The organism is Leptolyngbya sp. 7M, assembly GCF_018128485.1.
Genome location: NZ_CP070897.1, coordinates 4,689,342 through 4,702,909, shown reverse-complemented (window position 1 = coordinate 4,702,909; position 13,568 = coordinate 4,689,342). Strand labels below are relative to the sequence as shown.

At 48.3% G+C, this 13,568-nt stretch carries 21 protein-coding genes and 2 pseudogenes; 16 read left to right on the top strand and 7 right to left on the bottom strand.

The genetic code is table 11. The features are described from left to right. Positions 1-236 precede the first annotated feature (236 nt). Entirely contained in the window at positions 237-479 is a 243-nt protein-coding gene (locus tag JVX88_RS24195; protein ID WP_211621000.1) for a hypothetical protein, read from the top strand. A 298-nt stretch (positions 480-777) separates the two neighbouring features. Here JVX88_RS24195 and JVX88_RS24190 read toward each other — a convergent pair whose 3' ends face one another. After that, entirely contained in the window at positions 778-942 is a 165-nt protein-coding gene (locus tag JVX88_RS24190; protein WP_211620997.1) for a hypothetical protein, read from the bottom strand. Positions 943-1,480: 538 nt separating this feature from the next. On the opposite strand from JVX88_RS24190, the gene JVX88_RS24185 reads away from it, so the two are divergent. The 4 genes and pseudogenes from JVX88_RS24185 to JVX88_RS24170 all read left to right on the top strand — a co-directional run bounded on the left by JVX88_RS24185 (position 1,481) and on the right by JVX88_RS24170 (position 3,919). Next, entirely contained in the window at positions 1,481-2,089 is a 609-nt protein-coding gene (locus JVX88_RS24185) for an aminotransferase class V-fold PLP-dependent enzyme (protein ID WP_263975230.1), read from the top strand. 147 nt (positions 2,090-2,236) lie between these two features. Further along, positions 2,237-3,124, top strand: a complete 888-nt coding sequence (gene nifU / locus JVX88_RS24180) for a Fe-S cluster assembly protein NifU (protein ID WP_211620994.1) — start codon at positions 2,237-2,239, stop codon at positions 3,122-3,124. A gap of 178 nt (positions 3,125-3,302) precedes the next feature. After that, positions 3,303-3,494, top strand: a pseudogene (locus tag JVX88_RS24175) (AAA family ATPase); the annotation flags it as partial. A 53-nt stretch (positions 3,495-3,547) separates the two neighbouring features. After that, on the top strand, positions 3,548-3,919 hold the full coding sequence (locus JVX88_RS24170) for a hypothetical protein (RefSeq protein WP_211620991.1): 372 nt from the start codon (positions 3,548-3,550) through the stop codon (positions 3,917-3,919). An 82-nt stretch (positions 3,920-4,001) separates the two neighbouring features. On the opposite strand, the gene cysW is transcribed toward JVX88_RS24170, so the two are convergent. The 4 genes and pseudogenes from cysW to JVX88_RS24150 form a co-directional block, all read right to left on the bottom strand. After that, positions 4,002-4,892, bottom strand: a complete 891-nt coding sequence (gene cysW / locus JVX88_RS24165; protein ID WP_211620988.1) for a sulfate ABC transporter permease subunit CysW — start codon at positions 4,890-4,892, stop codon at positions 4,002-4,004. Further along, the gene (gene cysT, locus JVX88_RS24160) at positions 4,882-5,469 is read right to left on the bottom strand and encodes a sulfate ABC transporter permease subunit CysT (protein ID WP_263975229.1); all 588 of its coding nucleotides are present in this window, start codon (positions 5,467-5,469) and stop codon (positions 4,882-4,884) included. Before cysT ends, cysW begins: the two co-directional genes overlap by 11 nt. 250 nt (positions 5,470-5,719) lie before the next feature. Continuing rightward, positions 5,720-5,944 (bottom strand): annotated as a pseudogene (locus JVX88_RS44365) (type II toxin-antitoxin system RelE/ParE family toxin); the annotation flags it as partial. Positions 5,945-6,006: 62 nt separating this feature from the next. Beyond that, positions 6,007-6,237, bottom strand: coding sequence for an addiction module protein (locus JVX88_RS24150; protein WP_211620984.1), 231 nt, complete (start codon positions 6,235-6,237; stop codon positions 6,007-6,009). Between the two features lie 503 nt (positions 6,238-6,740). Between JVX88_RS24150 and JVX88_RS24145 the strand changes: the two genes are divergently transcribed. From JVX88_RS24145 to JVX88_RS24110, 8 genes are all read left to right on the top strand, one after another. Then, entirely contained in the window at positions 6,741-7,106 is a 366-nt protein-coding gene (locus JVX88_RS24145) for a helix-turn-helix domain-containing protein (protein ID WP_211620981.1), read from the top strand. Between the two features lie 77 nt (positions 7,107-7,183). After that, positions 7,184-7,372 (top strand): hypothetical protein, encoded by a 189-nt coding sequence (locus JVX88_RS44360; protein ID WP_410503730.1) that lies wholly within the window; start codon positions 7,184-7,186, stop codon positions 7,370-7,372. Between the two features lie 481 nt (positions 7,373-7,853). Next, positions 7,854-8,135, top strand: coding sequence for a helix-turn-helix transcriptional regulator (locus JVX88_RS24135; RefSeq protein ID WP_211620978.1), 282 nt, complete (start codon positions 7,854-7,856; stop codon positions 8,133-8,135). Between the two features lie 71 nt (positions 8,136-8,206). Further along, positions 8,207-8,437, top strand: coding sequence for a hypothetical protein (locus JVX88_RS24130; protein ID WP_211620974.1), 231 nt, complete (start codon positions 8,207-8,209; stop codon positions 8,435-8,437). Next, complete coding sequence (locus tag JVX88_RS24125) at positions 8,428-8,619, top strand: hypothetical protein (protein ID WP_211620972.1); 192 nt, start codon at positions 8,428-8,430, stop codon at positions 8,617-8,619. The genes JVX88_RS24130 and JVX88_RS24125 overlap by 10 nt, the downstream gene beginning before the upstream one ends. 10 nt (positions 8,620-8,629) lie before the next feature. Continuing rightward, positions 8,630-8,788, top strand: a complete 159-nt coding sequence (locus JVX88_RS24120; protein WP_211620970.1) for a hypothetical protein — start codon at positions 8,630-8,632, stop codon at positions 8,786-8,788. A 73-nt stretch (positions 8,789-8,861) separates the two neighbouring features. Continuing rightward, entirely contained in the window at positions 8,862-9,128 is a 267-nt protein-coding gene (locus tag JVX88_RS24115) for a hypothetical protein (RefSeq protein WP_211620968.1), read from the top strand. 233 nt (positions 9,129-9,361) lie between these two features. Next, positions 9,362-10,117: a hypothetical protein gene (locus JVX88_RS24110; protein WP_410503729.1), complete on the top strand. Its 756-nt coding sequence runs from the start codon at positions 9,362-9,364 to the stop codon at positions 10,115-10,117. A gap of 23 nt (positions 10,118-10,140) precedes the next feature. Here JVX88_RS24110 and JVX88_RS24105 read toward each other — a convergent pair whose 3' ends face one another. Continuing rightward, positions 10,141-10,422: a hypothetical protein gene (locus tag JVX88_RS24105; RefSeq protein ID WP_211620966.1), complete on the bottom strand. Its 282-nt coding sequence runs from the start codon at positions 10,420-10,422 to the stop codon at positions 10,141-10,143. A 586-nt stretch (positions 10,423-11,008) separates the two neighbouring features. Continuing rightward, on the bottom strand, positions 11,009-11,248 hold the full coding sequence (locus tag JVX88_RS24095) for a cobaltochelatase subunit CobN (protein ID WP_225931159.1): 240 nt from the start codon (positions 11,246-11,248) through the stop codon (positions 11,009-11,011). Between JVX88_RS24095 and JVX88_RS24090 the strand changes: the two genes are divergently transcribed. From JVX88_RS24090 to JVX88_RS24080, 3 genes are all read left to right on the top strand, one after another. After that, on the top strand, positions 11,235-11,819 hold the full coding sequence (locus JVX88_RS24090) for a DUF2267 domain-containing protein (protein WP_211620963.1): 585 nt from the start codon (positions 11,235-11,237) through the stop codon (positions 11,817-11,819). The genes JVX88_RS24095 and JVX88_RS24090 overlap by 14 nt on opposite strands. Before the next feature lie 292 nt (positions 11,820-12,111). Then, positions 12,112-13,164 carry a response regulator gene (locus JVX88_RS24085; protein WP_211620960.1) on the top strand — a complete coding sequence of 351 codons (1,053 nt, stop codon included), beginning with the start codon at positions 12,112-12,114 and terminating at the stop codon, positions 13,162-13,164. After that, the gene (locus JVX88_RS24080; protein ID WP_211620957.1) at positions 13,161-13,526 is read left to right on the top strand and encodes an ArsR/SmtB family transcription factor; all 366 of its coding nucleotides are present in this window, start codon (positions 13,161-13,163) and stop codon (positions 13,524-13,526) included. Before JVX88_RS24085 ends, JVX88_RS24080 begins: the two co-directional genes overlap by 4 nt. The last annotated feature ends 42 nt before the right edge of the window (positions 13,527-13,568 follow it).

Here is a 13,568-nt window from a genome sequence, read left to right as displayed (position 1 = left end):
ACAAACCACACCTACCGACAGCCAAATGTTTGAATTATTTGATTTAAATGTCAAAATCTCCTGAAATTAATCGTATCGAGCAACACAAATGTCTGATTTGTTTGAAGTTTTTGCGATGATAGGAGAAGCAGTGGTTCCATGTCACCCATCTGGTTGATATAGACGTAGGAAGTCTCGACTGCTTCTGTCAACCTATAGTGCAACCATGCAGATGGCTAAGTTGAAGGTCTAGGTCAATGAACTGGGAAGAAGGACAAACCGTTGAATGCGAAGGACTGGATTGGGGTCCTTGCTATGTCACGATGAGCAATCAGCACATGGTCGTCATCTATTGCCCTCGCTATGAGATGGTGACAACTGCCAGCCCTAACCAATTAGAACAGGCCGGTTGGAAAAGCACGGCCCCTAAAAAGGTAGTTTGGATGCAAAAGTGGAGACAAGCTAATCGCCAAAACCGCAAACCTGTTCCTGGCGTTTAAATAGGCTGGCTAAATATACTCGGTTCTCCAGAATAAGTTGATAGCCTATAACAATAACCTTATAACAACAACAAAGGGAAGCCGAACGACTTCCCCCCGATATCAAATCTTGGCTACCATTGCCCAAACGTAACATTGATTTTAGATTTACTGTTGGTTTGAGCAAGGCTTTTAGTAAATCGAATTGGCAAATAAATCAGTAAGCCAATCGATAGAGTGACAACAGACTGAGCAACAAACTGGGCAAGAGTAATTTCCTACCCATCAGGCGCATACGCATAGGTTGATCGATAGATTGCTATTTTAGTTTTTGATCAGCGGGGGGCACCCATTCAGAATAAGGTTCTCCAGTAAAGGGTTGTACACCGATATTGGGATAATGATCATGGTCAGGACTGAAAAGCGCTGTAGCACCTTCGTACAGGTAGCGAATAGTATCACTAAAAACTTTGAAGATATTCATAGTTCTGACCTCAGGTTAGAAGAAATAAACAATTCAATCTAAGCCTGTTGAACAGCTCGATTTGAGTGCGATTTAAACCATCTCGCTAATTGGCAAGCAATTATTCATTCAGCCATTCTTTGAAGCTTAGATTTGAGCTGAAAATCGTTTTCCCGCCACTCAATTTGAACGATCTAGAAGAACAGTTTGGGAAACGTTAAACCCTGAAACTAACTAATGAGAATTTGCTGAGAACCAACCGTTAATTTAGTTCAAACTGAGCTTACATCTCAATCATACGAGACCAAGCCTGAAATACAGATGTGCAGTCTATCATTCTTTACAGTCTTCCATCATTAAGCAAACTTCGCTTTGAATCCACTTAGCTTAGATTTCGCTCAAATCACTAAATTCAGCACTCTACAGTGATTTGAATAAGTAGCTTGAGCAAAACATCTTTATAAAAAGAATCATTAATTCAATAACAATTACACAAATTAAGCAACACTAAGTTATTCAACTGAATCATTGATCAGCATCCTACTAATGCCTAAACTTAATGCCTTCTCCTCACAGGTACAGGACAAAATGTCTGCACTCTAGCTGCTGTTGCATAGACGAAGATGTCTGGAGTTTTGTCAGCGGTCATCAGGAACGCGGACGCAGAGCAGGCACCGAAAACGTAGCGGGCATTGTAGGATTGGGCAAAGCGGCTGAACTGGCTCAGGTTCACCTCGCGGATGTGGCCCAGGAGAAAAAGCTGCGGGATCGGCTGGAAAAAGGACTGCTGGCGATTCCCGCAACCGAGATCAACGGCGACCGGAAAAACCGCCTGCCCAACACCACCAACATTGGCTTCAAGTACATCGAAGGCGAAGCAATTCTGTTTTGCCTCAACCAGTACGGCATCTGTGCCTCCTCTGGCTCTGCCTGTACGTCCGGTTCCCTAGAGCCATCTCACGTCCTGCGAGCGATGGGTTTACCCTACACGATTCTGCACGGCTCGATTCGGTTCAGCCTTTCGCGCTACACCACCGAAGCCGAAGTAGACCATGTCCTAGAGGTGATGCCAGGAATCGTCGAACGGCTACGCGCCCTCTCTCCCTTCAACAACGACCAAGCCGAATGGCTACAAGACCGAGAAGAAGCGGTGGTGGGGAAATTTTGAGTTTTAAGTTTTAAGTTCATTACTTAATTCTCGACACTCATAACTAAATTCAACACTCAACATTCGACCCACTGCTACGTAAAAGCAAGCTATAGCCTCCACTCAAAACTCAAAACTCAAAACTCAAAACTTAAGCAAGTAACTGCCATGTGGGACTACACTGAGAAAGTATTGGAACTGTTCTATAATCCCAAAAACCAGGGAGCGATCGAAGCGACAGATGAAGCAGGGATTGCGGTTGTGTTTGGCGAAGTGGGCAGCATTGCCTGCGGTGATGCGCTCAGACTGCACCTCAAAGTTGAAGTCGATACCGATAAAATTCTAGATGCGCGGTTTCAAACCTTTGGCTGCACTAGCGCCATCGCCTCATCTTCGGCCCTGACGGAAATCATCAAAGGACTGACATTAGATGAAGCTCTGAATATCAGTAATCGCGATATTGCCGAATATTTAGGTGGACTGCCAGAAGAAAAAATGCACTGTTCGGTGATGGGACAGGAAGCATTAGAAGCAGCAATTTATAAATATCGCGGTATCGAAGTGGAAGAACATGAAGAGGATGACGGTAGACTCGTCTGTAGCTGCTTCGGTGTGAGTGAAAATCGCATCCGCCGTGTAGTGATCGAAAATAATTTGACTACAGTAGAGCAAGTCACCAGCTACGTCAAGGCGGGCGGTGGCTGTAGCTCTTGTGCTGCCGAAATTGAAGATCTGATTGCGGCAATTCAGGAGGAAAAAGATCTGACGGCGATCCGGGTTGCAGCGGAAATTGCTACGGCTCAAGCCCAGAATCGACCCCTGACTACGGTGCAAAAAATCAACTTGATTCAGGCGGTTCTGCAAGAAGTGCGCCCGGTTCTGCTTGCCGATGGCGGTGATGTCGAACTATATGACGTAGACGGTGATGTCGTCAAAGTGGTTCTGAAGGGGGCTTGTGGCTCCTGTAGCAGCAGTCTGGCGACGCTAAAAAATTCGATTGAAGCTCGGTTACGCGACCATGTTTCACCTAACTTAGTTGTTGAAGCGGTTTCATGATGCCCATTCGACTTCCCGTTGGGCGATCGCCTCCGATTGATTCCAACCTCCTAATCCAGTCATCAAATCTTGACGAACATCCTCATGAACTAAGAAGTAAACGAATGAATGAACCTCTGAATAATTGATGACTGATGATTGTCCGCTCACCCCTTAATACCTTAAAGGAGACTCTCCCATGACTGACGAAAATATTAGACAGATTGCGTTCTACGGCAAAGGCGGGATTGGTAAATCGACCACTTCGCAAAATACTATTGCTGGTTTAGCCGAGATAGGCGAGCGCATCATGATCGTTGGCTGTGACCCCAAAGCCGATTCCACCTGCTTGATGCTGCACAGCAAAGCCCAAACCACGATTCTCCACTTGAACTCGGTTTCCAGATTCTGAACCAACCGTTCCACCGCCATCATCCGGTAGTTTTGAAAAATTTAGAGTGGAGCAGTTTAACAACCACAAAATATTTTGATGTTACGATTGCTCCAGTCTATGATTCTAAACAAAAATTCTTGGGTATAACATTAGCATTTTTGGAAATAACTGAGGGTAAGAAGCTACGCGAAAAATTAGAACTTACCAACCTCGAATCGAGCACACTCAAAAATACACTGCAATCGCTGACATCTGAGTTGAATATAGCTCAAATTGAGTTGGCGTCAGTCCGCCAAGAAATTAAACTACTTGAAGATACATTTGATACCGATAAAAGTCTCGATGGGAATATTGATGGAAGTATCGATGAAAGTATGAATAGAAGTATCGATACAAGCAAAACTAACGCTGACAGCAATTAGTAAGGGCGAAGTATTTGCGAAATGAATCCAAGGCATAGCTACAGAGCTTCTGATGCAAATGCTTCGCCCGTATATACAGCGATCAATGCCCTGCCCCCGTCTTCAACCCTGTCCGGCGTTCCAATAGCGCCTTTGCCACCATCGTCACGATTGCCAAACCAGCCAACAGCACTGCTGCTGAATAGGCCGCTTCTGTATGGTATTGCTTATAAGCTTCTTCCACAAACAGCGGCAGGGTTTGCGTTTTGCCCGTAATGTTGCCCGACACCACTGCCACCGCTCCAAATTCTCCCATCGCTCTAGCGTTAGTCAGCAGCACCCCATAGAGCAAGCCCCAGCGAATTGACGGTAACGTGACGCGCCAAAAAGTCTGCCACTCGCTAGCTCCCAGGGTCTTAGCTGCCTCTTCCTGCTCTGGGCCAATTTCCTCTAACACCGGCAGCACCTCACGGGCCACAAACGGCAGCGACACAAACAGCGTCGCTAACACCATGCCCGGTACCGCGAAAATGATCTTGATATCGTTCGCTTCCAGCAGCGGCCCAAACCAGCCATTGCGACCGTAGAGCAACACAATCATCAGACCTGCCACCACCGGCGACACCGAAAACGGCAAATCAATCAAGCTAATCAACAGCGTTCGTCCCGGAAACTGCTTGTTACGAGCAATCGCCCAGGCAGCACATAGCCCAAACACCGTATTCAAAGGCACCGCAATGATTGCCATCAGGATGGTTAGCCAGAGCGCATTTAAGAAAGCACGTTGAGAAAAAGTTTTGAGAAACAAACCAACGCCACCGCTAAAGGCTTGGACAAACACATTCAAGGCCGGAATGAACAGAACCAAACCTAAATAGAGAATTACAAACGCAATTAACAACGGTTTGATTAACTTTTGCCAGCTTGTAGACTCTGGAGCTGTCGTGGTAGCTGGAGTAGTATCGGGTTTGATTAATTTTGTCTTAGTTACCATAGCGTCGTCCCCAAGCTTGCAGTAGGTTAATTGCCAACAACATCAGCAGCGAAATCAGCAGCATCACCGTGCCGATTACCGTGGCTCCAGCATAGTCGTATTGTTCAAGGCGCTGAAAGATCAGCACCGGCGCAATCAGGGCTTTGAACGGCACGTTAGACGCCACAATCACCACCGACCCATACTCGCCCACCGCTCGCGCAAACCCCAGCGCCACTCCGGTCAACACGGCTGGAATAATCGGCGGCAGCACCACCCGCCAAAAGGTTTGCCATTGCGAGGCTCCCAGCGACCAAGCCGCCTCTTCGATTTCCCGTTCCGCCTCTTGCAGGACTGGCTGCACTGTACGTACCACAAACGGCAGCGAGATAAACAGCATCGCCACAAACACCCCCAGTCGCGTAAAGGCCACCTTGATGCCAAACGGAGCCAGCAGCGACCCCAGCCAGCCCGTATCGCTGTAAACCGTTGCCAGCGTTAAACCTGCTACCGCTGTCGGCAAAGCAAAGGGCAAATCGATCAGCGAATCCACAATCGCCCACATCCACGCGACCGTCAGCAAATAGGTTGTAGCCATGAGAACGCCTTCCTCCGCTCTATAGTGGAACTATTTGATGCGATGGGTGACAGTGCTGGTGCCCAGCGGCATGTTTGGATGATGTTCTCACATATGATGAACTCACATCAACAACGTCAGCCATGATCGAAGTTCCATTAGGAGAAGCAGCATAACGGTGAAGCTCAACGACGGCAGACAACATTAGAGACACAGCCAAGATCTCTGTCCCGTCCGTTGCAGTGCAGTGTTAGGCGGCTGGCGGTTTCAACTACTTGCGGCTTTTCCAGTAACCACGCTCACGACTGCAATGCATAACCGCCAAAATCAAAATGTAGTCCTGCTCAATTGTGTAGAGAACACCATATGGAAACTTACGCGCCATACACCGCCGAACATCTTCATCAATTGCAGCGTAACGGGTTGGAGACTCCCTGATCCGATAAACTGTATCCTCAATCGCGTTTATGAACGCTTGAGCAACCTCAACTCTCTGCTCTGTATAGTATTGAACTGCTTAAGCGTACTCATTCAACGCTTCAAGGTGAAATACATATCTCATGGCTCAATCAGCCGTCTGACTTGCGCTAAAGCATCCTCGCCTGAAATTGGCTGGACAGAACCCTCTCGCACCTCATCTCGTCGGCGCTTGGCTTCAGTTACCCAAACAGCCTGAATTTCTGAGTCGGTGTCGAACTCCAAGCTTTCCACCAACTTGTCCGCCAGGAGTGCTCTTGACTCACTAGGAAGGGACAATATTTCCTCAGTCAGTTGCTCAATAGATCGCATAACACCTCACATAATACTAAACTCTGATGCAATTGTAGCAAAGTTTAATATGCCAGAATTCGATGAAGTAGCCGCCCGACTTGAAGCATTTACTAGCAGTCGATTGGAATAGGTTCATATTTGAAGATTGACCGATAATTATTCGTGAGAAATATGTGAAACAGCGATGTATCGAACTGGGCTTTGAAGCTTTTTAATTTTACCAAGCTCTTCTGCTCTCTTAAGCCACTCACCAGCCAATTCTTCAGAGATTTCCAAGATTTTAGCAATATCTTCTTTGTTGCGATCTACAGAAAGAATATCGTTAATATTACAGCCAACCTAAATAGGAAGTGAACGGATGATAGGCTAAGAATGTCCTTCAAGTCTATCCTACCGTGACGATGGAAACGCTCGAACAATTCATAGCCAGTAATCCGCCGCCCATTGAACTCAAACGTGCCCTTGCCGTGCAGATGAGCCAACACGGGTAAAGTTATCGCACGATCCACGATATTCTGCAAGTGTCGCTTGGCTTCATCAGTGCAAGTTGCCAACGCTACGAACGCTCAGGAATTCAAGGACTGCGATCGAATTACTGGGGAACAGCAGGCTATCTGAGTGCTGAGCAAAAGCAAGAGTTGTTCAGGTGGCTGGATGGGCAGGATGCTTGGACATTGGAGGAAGTGATAGACCACATCGAGGATTGCTACGGGGTCGTGTATCAGTCACTCCAGAGTTACTATGCCCTGCTGAAATCTGCGGGGGTTAGTTGGAAGAAGGCGCACCCTGCCCATCCGGACAAAGATGACCAGCAAATTCAGGAAAAAAAAGAGAAATTGAAGAGCTACTGGTTACGTACCGTCGTGAAATCGCAGACGGAAGGGTAAGAGTCCTGTTTGTTGACGAATGCCACCTGCTGTGGGGCGATGCGAGTGGCTATGGGTGGAGCCGCCGCAGAAAACGGGTGGATGTTGAAATCAAGTCGCTCAAGGTTCGGCAAACTTACTACAGCGCATTCGACTATCTCACCAAGCGATTTGTGGTCCAGGAATATAGCGCAGGCAACGAGGACCATACAGTGGCGTTTTTACAGGATCTCCAGTCGTTGTATCAGGAGGACACCCGCTTGGTGATCATATTCTTCAAAGTCTGAGCATTCAGCCAAAAAAGGGGCTAGGGACTCAAGCAGATCGGTTTCACCTCTTCAAAGACTTGAAAACTTGCACCGTCGGAGAGCTTAGAGAGATGCTCAGGCAAGCTTTAGGAGAATTGGGACCATTCCAAGGAGTACCGTGTCGAGCGCTTGAACCAGGAAAACCTTGGCAGCAGGGCAACATTCGAATTGTGATTGAGTTTCAGCCAGATGAGCCACAACCGTAGTTGATGTTTTACTTCCTCTAACTTGAGTAAGCAGCCTCGCGATCGGGCCTGCTTTTTGCTTCTCAGCCATTCAGCCACTTCAATAAGACATATGAACCTCGCTACCTGTTGACAGGTAACGCGAAGATGTTGGCAGAGCAGAGCAAAGCCTTCGCCCGGAGTCAAGCCCTGCTCTGTTGTCCCACCTCAAATTGATTTGGGGCTGAGTTGATCTTACCTCAAATCAGTTTGAGGTTAAATCAATTTGAGGTAAGATGGATGCAAATCGTAAGGAGTCAGTACTTGTGTCGTTACGTAAGGAGCTTGACTTAACGCAAAAAGACATCGCAGATGCTTTGGATGTTACAGAGCAAACAGTGCGTAACTGGGAACAAGGAAAGTCAACTCCCAAATTGACCATTCCTCAGATGAAAACCCTATGCCGTCTTCTTCAACGCCCTATTGAAGATATCCCTGACGATTTTGGACCTAAAACTCAAAGCGGTGAGACTGCTCATAACAATCCCGCCGTTCATCAAGATGATGACTTGAACTAACTCCGGAGGCAGGAGTTCGCTCCTCCTGCCCCTTTCGCCCCAAGTAACGTATCTACTCAGGAGCTATATCTATGGATAACTCAAATCTGTTCAATCTGATCAGCACTCGCTTGCAGGCGATGGGCTATGTGGTGCGTCAATCTCCCAGCTCGCCGAATTGTTGGTATGCCAGTAAATCTGAGTTCGAGTATCTGTTTGCCTTGGTTCGAGAAAACGACCAATGGCGCGTCAACGACATCAGCGGACGCGGCACGTTGGAACAACCGAGAATCGAACGGGAGCTGAACGACTCATGCAACTAGACAAGAACCCGTGGAAGATTTACCGCAATGGTAAGTTAACGGCTGAAGTGGCAGACCATGCAACCGCAAAACGCGTATTAAAGGCACTGTCGCGGGCCTTTCCTAAAGATACGTTCTTGACTATGTATCAGGGCAAATCAATCAGCCATTGCACAGATGGCGGCAAAGCCATTGATGGATAGAGAGGCACGAATGACTAGACATGATGTATATACCATCGCTATCGATCAGGCAGCACGTCAGGTAGAAATTAAAATTCCGGTTCCGTTAAAGCGAGAGGATAAGGAGCGGTTGAAGGTCGTTGTTGCCACTTTGATTGACCTGGCGATTGAATTGCCTGACAAAGCTTAGGATGAAGGCAGAGGCCGCAACCCTCTGCCCAATTACCCCCAAGTAAAGTCACTACTTAGGAGTTAATACAATCATGACCAATTCAGGAGAAAACAGGCTAGATCGAATTGAAGCGCAGATCGAAGCCAACGCCCGACAAATCGCCCAAACACAGCAGCAGGTAGATGCTAATAGCAGAGCGGTTGCAACGTTGCTACAGTCGCTTCAGCAGTTTATTGCTATACAACAGCAAGAATCACAGCAGTTTAACCAATCCATCAACAGCATCAACGCAGCATTAGAACGCATTGATCGCGTGATGGATTATCTGTTGCGGCAGCAGGGTGGCCCAGATCAATAGAGACTTGTGAATTGAAAAGTTGAACCTGAGCGAACTAATCGGGCTTGAGGGTATCAAAACCTCAAGCCTTTTTTTATTGGCATTAGCCCATGAGTGCCTGTCTAACACCGCAGACAGTTTATTGGTAAGTCGTTTGGCGACTCGCAAGACTTGCTCAATGTTCGCAGGCGTTTCTGCTCACGGATGGCGAAAACGAGCATGGTAGCAACGAGCGCTGTCTGAAGCTGGCCCAGTTGGCGGCTGGCTATAACCTCACCCTCAGCACCCTCGGCTTTGGCAACCACTGGAATCAGGATGTGTTGGAGCAAATTGCCGATGCAGCAGGCGGCACCCTCTCCTATATCCAGCATCCAGAAGAAGCAGTGAGCGAGTTCAGCCGTTTGTTCAACCGCATTCAGTCCGTGGGTCTGACCAATGCCCATCTGCTGCTCACCCTCTCGCCTCAGGTGCGTTTAGCCGAACTGAAGCCGATTGCCCAAGTGGTGCCAGAAACTGTGGAGTTGGCAACCGTAGAGGAACGAAACCAGTATGTGGTGCGCCTAGGCGATCTGATGACCGAAGTGCCGCGGGTGGTGCTAGCCAACCTCTATATCAGCCAACTGCCCGAAGGAGAGCAGCCAATTGCCACGCTACAGGTTCGCTATGACGATCCGGTGATTGGTAGCGAAAACCTGCTGTCGGAGTCAGTTCAAGCCTTTGCCCATGTGTTATCGCTGTATCAGCCCGCCGCCAATCCGCAGGTGCAGCAGCATGTTTTAGCGCTTGCCAAATACCGCCAAACTCAAATCGCCGAAATGAAGCTAATCCAGGGCGACCGGAGTGGAGCAGCTACAATGCTGCAATCCGCCGCAAAAACGGCACTCCAGATGGGAGACTACAATGCGGCCACCGTCTTACAAGACAACGCCACCCGTCTGCAAGAAGGCGAAGAGTTGTCAGAGGCCGACCGCAAAAAGACCCGAATTGTGTCTAAAACCATTCTTCAGTAGTTTCCTGTCTATTCGGTCTTGGTCTATTCGGTCTTAACAGTGCTGGTGAGGGATTGTTGCAGGCGTTTCCAGTCATCTGAATGAAGGTGACCTGCTTCATAAAGTGTTTGTAAGGCTTGAGTGAGGGAACGGCAAGCTAATTGATAGTCAATTTCCTGCTTGGCGGCGTAGAATGCATCGATCTCAGAAGCTTGCGGGTTTGAGGCGAAGCGCTGACGGCAAGGCGAGTAACAAATTGCTTGATATCCTGCCGCCGTAGGCACAATTTCGATTAACCAACCGTAGTGGAAATCAACTAAATTCATGGTTCTAGTTCGTTCTGTAGATGCAGGACAAAGCTCGAAAGATTGTCGCTTTTGCTACTCTTTCCACTTTAATCTACCTAGAACTTGAATTCATCAACACCGCAACATAGCCGAAAAAATGCTGCATTTAGCTGTAAATGCTGTTTTTGTTTGCTAATTAAAGCATGTGATTTTCGCAACATGGTGAATGTCAAGCACCAGCAACCGTTTTCTCTAGGATGCACTATGTGGTTGAGCGGGAAGATGAAGTCAAAGTCACTTGCTAACAGTCACCTACTAACAGAGCAGCTACGCGATAGTTGATGTCGTACCTCCTGTGCTTGTTCGAGGCTGATCCTCCTCGCTGATAGGGCGGATTACTCGACAGGGGTTGCCTGCCGCAAACACATCATCGGGGATGTCTCGCGTCACTACGCTCCCGGCCCCAATCACCGAGCGGGAGCCGATTCTCACCCCCGGACAAATACACGATGACTGTCTCCTGTTCGCATTCGTCAGGTTGGGCTAGCTCTACGTTACAAAAACAGCCAAGAGTTAACAAATAGCTCCTGACTGCTTTTGAAATCTAGGTTTCTAGCGGAGTTGACTACTCGATGCCTTCGATCCGGTCTTCCACTTCCTGGTAAAGCTGACGCAGCAGATCCAGGTTCTCTTCGCTAGTTTCCCAATAGCCGCGCCCATTCACTTCCAGCAGCGTACTCACTACCTTGCGAAACGAGTGTGGATTCAGGTTCATCAGGCGATTGCGCATCGCTTCATCCTGGATGAAGGTGGCATTAGTGTCTTCGTAGATCCAGTTGTGGGAAACAACAATGGCTGATAACACTGTCAAGCAGGATGTCACGCAGGATCTACCCGAACAGCATGTCCCGGAAGTTGATCCAACCGAAGTTGAGGATTCCAGAATTCTAGAAGCCGATCCGAATCGTTCTTTTTTGGAAAAGGTGATGGTCGATGGCGGGTTCGCTGACCCCTACGATGCCAGAGATTTTGCTGAGGTGGTATTCCGCGTCATGCGCGACCTGATGAGCACCGAATCGGCTGAGCGGGTTGAAGCTGAATTACATGAAGACGCCATGCCAACTAAGGAAAAGGCGCTGCAAATGGAAGTTGCCGATCTGTGGCGTGATACCAACCCGTTAGTAGACTTCCTGAGCCGGGTGCGTCCACCTTGGCAAGGCCCTGGTATTTTCAAGATTGATTCGGACCGCTTTTTCTTCCGAGTGGCCAATGAAGGCGGCTTTGAGCGCGGTTTTGAGCATAAAGACGCGGAACGGAAACGGGCCGTGAAGGCGGTATTCTCAGCCACGAAGGCAGAACTATCACAGGAGCGGATTCAGGAGATCGCAAGCTGGCTGCCTGAAGGTGGCGTGCGCGAACTTTGGCAAGAAGCCTAATTCAGTGATTGCAAATCCTGTTGAGATCCCCCCTAACCCCCTTTAAAAAGCGGGGAATCAAGCTAACAGTGGTTTGAAGTCCCCTTATCAAGGGGGATCTAGGGGGATCAAACCTTGTTGATTGGTTAATTGATTGGGAATTGATTACACAGGCGGGTTTAGCGAACTAGTTGCTAGCATGCGACAGTTTGTTTACGTGACCCGCCTTTGTCGTGGCAGAAATTCAGCTCAAATAAACAATTAAACTATAAACCATGCCAAAGTTTTTGACCTTCTCCCATGAGTAGCCGACATGAATACTCCGACCATCCTCTGTGTTGATGACGAACAGAATGTTCTGCTCACCCTGAGAACTCAGTTAATGCAGGATTTTCCTGATTACATGGTCGAAACTGCTGAGAGTGGTGATGAGGCCCTAACCCTGGTTGATGCGCTGATGGCGAAAGGTGTTGAGATCCCTTTGGTGATTGTTGATCAGAACATGCCAGGGATGCAGGGTGATGAATTGCTGATTGCACTCCACGCTCGCTATCCTGAGATGCTAAAGGTAATGCTGACAGAGCAAACCAGGACAAAGGATGTAGTCAATGTGGTACATCGGGGTAATCTTTATCGGTTTATTACCAAACCCTGGGATGAGACGGATTTGAGCCTGACTGTAACCGAGGCTCTGCGACGCTACCAGCAGGACCAGCAGATCACTCGTCAGCAGGCTGCACTGGAGCAAGCGAACCGGGAAGTAGAAGCGTTAAATACGGAACAGAAACGGCTAGAAATGACGCTACGTGACAGTGAGGAACAAAATCGCGCCATTTTATCAGCAGTTCCAGAAATCATGACAATCGTGAATGCTGAGGGCCAATATCTCAGCTTTTCCCGCAATCAATTTATGGGTGAGTTAATCGCTTCAGAGGATTTGGACCTCACCGGCCTGTATATCAACGATATCCTTCCTCCAGAGCTTGCGATTCAGTATCTAACCGCTATTCGACAAGCGCTGGACACAGGCAAGATACAAACTTTTGAGCAACAAATTCAGTTTGGCGATCGGATTCAGTACGAAGAAGCTCGCATCGTTCCCTACCAATCGGATCGCGTCCTATGTCTAGTGCGAAATATCAGCGAGCGCAAGCAAATCGAATTGGAGATTTCCCGCAGTCGAGATTTGCGAGAAGCGATTTTCAACGAGTCAACCGATGCCTTGTTTCTGGTTGATCCAGATACTCTACTGACGGTGGACTGCAACAAGCGGGCCATTGAGATGTTTGAAGCCGATAGGAAGGAAAGTTTAATCAATATTGAGGGCCATACCCTGCAATGTCACCCATTTACGGTTGAGATATGAGATTGCTGTATCACCCCAATCAAAAAGATATATCGTTAGCAGGCGTGCTGTATGCCCTTGGGGATCCGGTGCGTTTAGAGATCGTCAGGTGCTTGGCTGAAAAAGGCGAATTGCCCTGTGCGGCGCTGGATTGTGACGTGCCCAAATCTACCATGTCGCACCATTTGCGTGTTCTACGCGAGGCGGGTGTGCTGCGTTGCCGCAAAGAAGGAACGCAACATATCAATTCGCTGCGCCAGAGCGATCTCGACTCTTTGTTTCCGGGGCTGCTGGAGGTTGTTCTGCGTTCCATGCGTCCTCCCACGCTTGATGGATTACCTGATGCGGTAGCCACGTCGCTGTCCGTAGGCGCAAACCCCTAGAGACAGAATTGGTCTCAGGAGTTGGGAGATACAGACTGTGCT

Coding starts and splice junctions, on each gene's coding strand:
- JVX88_RS24125 (WP_211620972.1), top strand. CDS start 8,428: ATGCAACTAGACAAGAACCCGTGGAAGATTTACCGCAATGGTAAGTTA.
- JVX88_RS24185 (WP_263975230.1), top strand. CDS start 1,481: ATGCCTTCTCCTCACAGGTACAGGACAAAATGTCTGCACTCTAGCTGC.
- JVX88_RS24085 (WP_211620960.1), top strand. CDS start 12,112: ATGAATACTCCGACCATCCTCTGTGTTGATGACGAACAGAATGTTCTG.
- JVX88_RS24115 (WP_211620968.1), top strand. CDS start 8,862: ATGACCAATTCAGGAGAAAACAGGCTAGATCGAATTGAAGCGCAGATC.
- nifU (WP_211620994.1), top strand. CDS start 2,237: ATGTGGGACTACACTGAGAAAGTATTGGAACTGTTCTATAATCCCAAA.
- JVX88_RS24080 (WP_211620957.1), top strand. CDS start 13,161: ATGAGATTGCTGTATCACCCCAATCAAAAAGATATATCGTTAGCAGGC.
- JVX88_RS24090 (WP_211620963.1), top strand. CDS start 11,235: ATGGCTGATAACACTGTCAAGCAGGATGTCACGCAGGATCTACCCGAA.
- cysW (WP_211620988.1), bottom strand. CDS start 4,892: ATGGTAACTAAGACAAAATTAATCAAACCCGATACTACTCCAGCTACC.
- JVX88_RS24130 (WP_211620974.1), top strand. CDS start 8,207: ATGGATAACTCAAATCTGTTCAATCTGATCAGCACTCGCTTGCAGGCG.
- JVX88_RS24150 (WP_211620984.1), bottom strand. CDS start 6,237: ATGCGATCTATTGAGCAACTGACTGAGGAAATATTGTCCCTTCCTAGT.
- JVX88_RS24105 (WP_211620966.1), bottom strand. CDS start 10,422: ATGAATTTAGTTGATTTCCACTACGGTTGGTTAATCGAAATTGTGCCT.
- JVX88_RS24135 (WP_211620978.1), top strand. CDS start 7,854: ATGGATGCAAATCGTAAGGAGTCAGTACTTGTGTCGTTACGTAAGGAG.
- JVX88_RS24190 (WP_211620997.1), bottom strand. CDS start 942: ATGAATATCTTCAAAGTTTTTAGTGATACTATTCGCTACCTGTACGAA.
- cysT (WP_263975229.1), bottom strand. CDS start 5,469: ATGGCTACAACCTATTTGCTGACGGTCGCGTGGATGTGGGCGATTGTG.
- JVX88_RS24120 (WP_211620970.1), top strand. CDS start 8,630: ATGACTAGACATGATGTATATACCATCGCTATCGATCAGGCAGCACGT.
- JVX88_RS24195 (WP_211621000.1), top strand. CDS start 237: ATGAACTGGGAAGAAGGACAAACCGTTGAATGCGAAGGACTGGATTGG.